4 protein-coding genes are annotated in these 4,864 nt (G+C 51.9%); 2 read left to right on the top strand and 2 right to left on the bottom strand.

The genetic code is table 11. The annotated features are described in order from the left end of the window. Window positions 1-153: 153 nt before the first annotated feature. Window positions 154-1,782, bottom strand: a complete 1,629-nt coding sequence (gene groL / locus BN348_RS09370) for a chaperonin GroEL (protein WP_040197674.1) — start codon at window positions 1,780-1,782, stop codon at window positions 154-156. Between the two features lie 37 nt (window positions 1,783-1,819). Next, entirely contained in the window at window positions 1,820-2,104 is a 285-nt protein-coding gene (locus BN348_RS09365; RefSeq protein ID WP_040197672.1) for a co-chaperone GroES, read from the bottom strand. A gap of 710 nt (window positions 2,105-2,814) precedes the next feature. Here BN348_RS09365 and BN348_RS09360 point away from each other — a divergent pair. Both BN348_RS09360 and BN348_RS13640 read left to right on the top strand, forming a co-directional pair. After that, window positions 2,815-4,188, top strand: coding sequence for a TrpB-like pyridoxal phosphate-dependent enzyme (locus tag BN348_RS09360; protein ID WP_040197671.1), 1,374 nt, complete (start codon window positions 2,815-2,817; stop codon window positions 4,186-4,188). A 173-nt stretch (window positions 4,189-4,361) separates the two neighbouring features. Beyond that, a complete protein-coding gene (locus tag BN348_RS13640) occupies window positions 4,362-4,583 on the top strand; it encodes a helix-turn-helix transcriptional regulator (protein ID WP_082020909.1) in 222 nt (73 codons plus the stop codon). Window positions 4,584-4,864 lie beyond the last annotated feature (281 nt).

The following is a 4,864-nucleotide window of genomic DNA, read 5'->3' as shown; positions in this document are numbered from 1 at the left end:
CTGGTGTTCCAGCAGTTTAGAACCCAAACAAACAGTGCGCCGGATGGTAGAGCCACCGGCGCACTGTTTTGGTAGATGTTATTGTAAGGGGGAGAGTCAATCTATGGATGAAAAGCCGGTCAATCAGCTTTTCGGAATGTTCGCTTGAATGGATTAATACATGCCGCCCATGCCCGGGTTCGGCGTTGCAGGCATCGGGTTTTCTTCCTTCTGATCCGCGACCAGGGATTCGGTGGTCAGCATCATGGCTGCAACCGAAGCCGCGTTCTGCAGGGCGGAACGGGTGACCTTGGTCGGATCGACGATGCCCGCCGTGACCATGTCGACATAGGTTTCGTTGTAAGCGTCGAAGCCATAGCCGATCTTTCCGCTGCGCTGGATGGTGTCGATGATGACCGAGCCTTCCAGACCTGCGTTCAGCGCAATCTGGCGGATCGGCTCTTCCAGTGCTCTCAGAACGATCTTCGCACCGGTCTTTTCATCGCCTTCGGATTCATCGACCAGCTTCTGAACGGCCGGCATTGCGTTGATGAGCGCCACACCGCCGCCCGCGACGATACCTTCCTCGACAGCTGCCTTGGTAGCGGACAGCGCATCTTCAATGCGCAGTTTCTTTTCCTTCATCTCGACTTCGGTGGCCGCGCCGACCTTGATGACAGCCACGCCGCCGGCCAGCTTCGCAAGGCGTTCCTGCAGCTTCTCACGGTCGAAGTCGGAGGTGGTGTTTTCGATCTGAGCGCGAATCTGATGTACTCTGGCTTTGATTTCATCGGAATTGCCGGCGCCGTCGACGATGATGGTGTTCTCCTTCTGAACCTTGACCTGATGCGCGCGGCCGAGCTGAGCCATGGTCGCTTCCTTCAGGTCCAGTCCCAGCTCTTCGCTGATGACCTGGCCGCCGGTCAGGATGGCGATATCCTGCAGCATCTCCTTGCGTCTGTCGCCGAAGCCCGGCGCTTTGACAGCCACACAGGTGAAGGTGCCGCGCAGCTTGTTGACAAGCAGCGTCGCGAGCGCTTCGCCTTCGATATCCTCGGCGATGATGACCAGCTTCTTGCCTGCCTGCACAATCTGCTCGAGCAGCGGCAGAATATCCTGGATGTTCGAAATCTTTTTATCGGTGATCAGGATGAGCGCATCGTCAATGATGGCTTCCATCTTGTCGGTATCGGTGACCATATACGGAGAAACGTAGCCGCGGTCGAACTGCATGCCTTCCACAACGTCGCTGTAGGTTTCAGCGGTCTTGGATTCCTCAACGGTGATGACGCCGTCGGCGGAAACCTTTTCCATCGCTTCGCCGATCAGATTGCCAATGACCTCGTCGCCGGCAGAAACCGTTGCAACTCTTGAGATATCAGCAGTACCGTTGACGACCTTGGAATTCGAAACGACGCTCTCAACAGCGGTGTTGACAGCCTTCTCGATGCCCTTTTTCACGATCATCGGATTTGCGCCGGCCGCGACATTCTTCATGCCTTCACGGACAAGCGCCTGTGCCAGGACCGTTGCGGTGGTCGTGCCGTCGCCGGCCGCATCGTTGGTTTTAATCGAAACCTCTTTGACCAGCTGTGCGCCCATGTTCTCGAACGCGTCTTCCAGCTCGATCTCCTTGGCGATTGTGACGCCGTCGTTGGTGATCAGCGGCGCGCCGAACTTCTTATCTAGAACCACGTTGCGTCCCTTCGGGCCGAGTGTGATCTTCACGGTATCTGCTAATTTATCAAGACCTGCCTGCATGGCTTTGCGGGCTTCTTCACCATATATAATATCTTTTGCCATTGTAAGAATCCTCCTTATATCTCAAATCAATCGGTATTTATTCTACGATTGCCAGAATGTCGTTCTGACGAAGGATGGTGTATTCCACACCGTCCAGCTTGACTTCGGTTCCGGCATATTTGCTTAAGAGAACTTTATCGCCGACACTCACGTACATGGTGACTTCCTTGCCATCCACAACGCCGCCCGGTCCGACTGCGATGATTTCAGCAACCTGTGGTTTTTCCTTTGCCGTGCCCGCCAGGATAATGCCGCTCTTGGTGGTCTCTTCGGCTTCAACCATTTTTACAACAACTCTGTCTGCAAGTGGTTTGATGTTCATCATAAATTCCTCCTAAATATTTTTTCTGCTATCTATCTTGAAGTGGCATCCGATAAGATGGAGCCATCCATTTGGCTTAGCACTCTTTTATCTTGAGTGCTAATGCTATTTTACATCAAACTCTGAAAAAATCAAGCGGTCCGCTTTTGAATTCCAATTTTATTTACATTTCATTTACAATACGAGAAAGTACTGCAAAAATCGCGGATTTCTCAATCTGGCCAAGAACCATTGTATAGATCTGGAATACTGGATCCCAGTATATAGAGTATAGCCTAATCCTATCCAGTTTATGTCGGGTGTACAGGAGATATGTGGAAAAATATTTTTGTATTCAGAATCAAACATCTTGACAGCCAATCTAAATTGTGTTATGCTTTTCTCATACTTAAAACCGATGATATGGGAAGGAAACCAGAGAACAATCTTCCAAGCGAGCCGGGATGGTGTGAGCCGGCAGGATGGGCTGGTATTCCGTGGGCCATTGAGGGTGTGTCGAACGCCGAAGGCAAGTAGGTCACAACGTTTCATCCGCGTTACAGGATTGTCGGCTGTGTTGGCAGCTGGAATGAGGGGATGCCGTATTTCGTTTTGAACGGTGTCAATCAAGGTGGTACCGCAGGTATTTGATATGTTCAGCCTGTCCTTGCAGATGCAGGGACACGGCTGTTTTTTTATGTCTATTATAATCAGATAAAGGAGCGAGCAGTATGAAAAAGAATCAAATCCCGTATAAAATGATCCTGCCGGAATCGGAGATGCCGAAATTCTGGTACAACATCCAGGCCGATATGAAGGAGCTTCCGGCCCCATATTTAAATCCGATGACCAAGAAGGAGATCACCGCAGACGACCTTGCGCCGATCTTTGCATCCGGGCTGATCGAGCAGGAGCTTTCCACCGAACGCTATATCGAGATCCCGAAGGATGTCCTGGAAAAATACCACCTCGCGCGCCCGACCTCGCTGCACCGCGCATACAATCTGGAAAAGGCGCTGGATACCCCGGCGCGCATCTATTATAAGTATGAGGGCGCGAACCCGTCGGGCAGCCACAAGCTGAATTCCGCCATCCCGCAGGCCTATTACAACATGCTGGACGGCAAGAAGCGTGTCTCGACCGAAACCGGCGCGGGCCAGTGGGGCACCGCGATTTCAATCGCGTCGCAGTTCTATGGGCTGGAATGCACCGTCTATATGGTTAAGGTCAGCTATGAGCAGAAGCCCTACCGCAAATCGATCATGCACACCTACGGCGCATCGGTCATCCCAAGCCCGTCCAACCTGACCCAGTGCGGACGCGACATCCTCGCGAAGCATCCGGATTCGCTGGGCAGCCTTGGCATCGCGATCAGCGAAGCGGTGGAGGACGCCGTACTGCACGACGATACGAACTACACGCTGGGCAGCGTGCTCAACCATGTCGCGCTGCATCAGACGATCATCGGCGAGGAATGCAAGAAGCAGATGGAGATGATCGACGAGTATCCGGACATCATCATCGGCTGCAACGGTGGCGGCTCGAATTTTTCGGGCATTTCGTATCCGTTCATGATGGATAAACTGCAGGGCAAAACCAAGACCCGGTTCATCGCGGTGGAGGCGGCGGCCTGCCCGAAGCTGACCAAGGGCAAATATGCCTATGATTACGGCGATACGGCCATGAAGACGCCGATCACGATGATGTATACATTGGGCCATGATTTCATGCCGTCCGGCATCCATGCGGGCGGACTGCGGTATCACGGCGATTCCCCCTTGCTCTCGAAGCTGTACCACGACGGCTATGTCGAGGCGGCGGCGGTCAACCAGACCGAAGTGTTCGACGCGGCGGTGCTGTTTGCGAAGAATGAAGCGATTCTTCCGGCGCCGGAATCCTCCCACGCCATCTGCCAGGCGATCAAGGAAGCGCTGAAATGCAAGGAGAGCGGGGAAGAGAAGGTCATTCTGTTCAACCTTTCCGGCAACGGCTATCTCGATCTGTATGCTTATGACCAGTATCTGGCCGGCAATCTCGAGGATGAGATTCCGGGCATCGGCGAAGAGCTTGACAGAAGCCTTGGAGAACTCCCAGAGATTCAATAAAAATAAACAGGAAAAAAAGAAGGCCTTTGGGGGCCTTCTTTTTTTGCCTGTTATATTTAGGATTGAAAGCTTAAGCAATATCGTGTGTGTGAAACCGTACAATATGATCTTTAAAATACCATGAAATAGTTGTAGTATAGACTGTAGAATAAATCAGTGAGGGAGCTGAAATCATGACAAAACCAACACATCAGAGGGTTAGGGAACTGAGGGAAGACTCTGATCTCAAGCAAATCAATATAGCAAGAGTGCTTGGTATTACACAGCAGGCCTATTCTGCATATGAGAATGGTAGACATGAGTTTTCAATACGGCATATTGCGGCACTTTCCAAGTTTTATAATGTTTCCTGTGATTATTTGTTGGCGCTTACAGAGTGTCCGAGGATAAAATAGTCATAATGGGTATGGCGGATTCTTGTTTCGCTGCAGACCAGCGGTCTTCTTTTGTTTGCCAAGAACCACTTGGCAGAGTGGCAGTTACTTCTTTGTTCGGGCCAAAGAAGTAACCAAGAAAGGCCGCCAAAGGGGGAATGCCGCTTCGGTACAGTAAGAATGGACGTCATTCCCCCTTTGGAAACCCCCTCTGCCCGTCCGCTTCTCAGCGGGGCAAGGAAGCACAGCGTTCGCTGGGTTCGAACGTCCGTTGCATAGACGGTTAAGTCTGTATATCTGCT

Origin of the sequence: Candidatus Soleaferrea massiliensis AP7 (assembly GCF_000820765.1) — a bacterium.
Taxonomy (GTDB): domain Bacteria; phylum Bacillota; class Clostridia; order Oscillospirales; family Ruminococcaceae; genus Soleaferrea; species Soleaferrea massiliensis.
Note: the sequence above shows the minus strand (reverse complement) of the source record. Positions and strands in the feature narration are given on the sequence as shown.

Coding starts and splice junctions, on each gene's coding strand:
- groL (WP_040197674.1), bottom strand. CDS start 1,782: ATGGCAAAAGATATTATATATGGTGAAGAAGCCCGCAAAGCCATGCAG.
- BN348_RS09365 (WP_040197672.1), bottom strand. CDS start 2,104: ATGAACATCAAACCACTTGCAGACAGAGTTGTTGTAAAAATGGTTGAA.
- BN348_RS09360 (WP_040197671.1), top strand. CDS start 2,815: ATGAAAAAGAATCAAATCCCGTATAAAATGATCCTGCCGGAATCGGAG.
- BN348_RS13640 (WP_082020909.1), top strand. CDS start 4,362: ATGACAAAACCAACACATCAGAGGGTTAGGGAACTGAGGGAAGACTCT.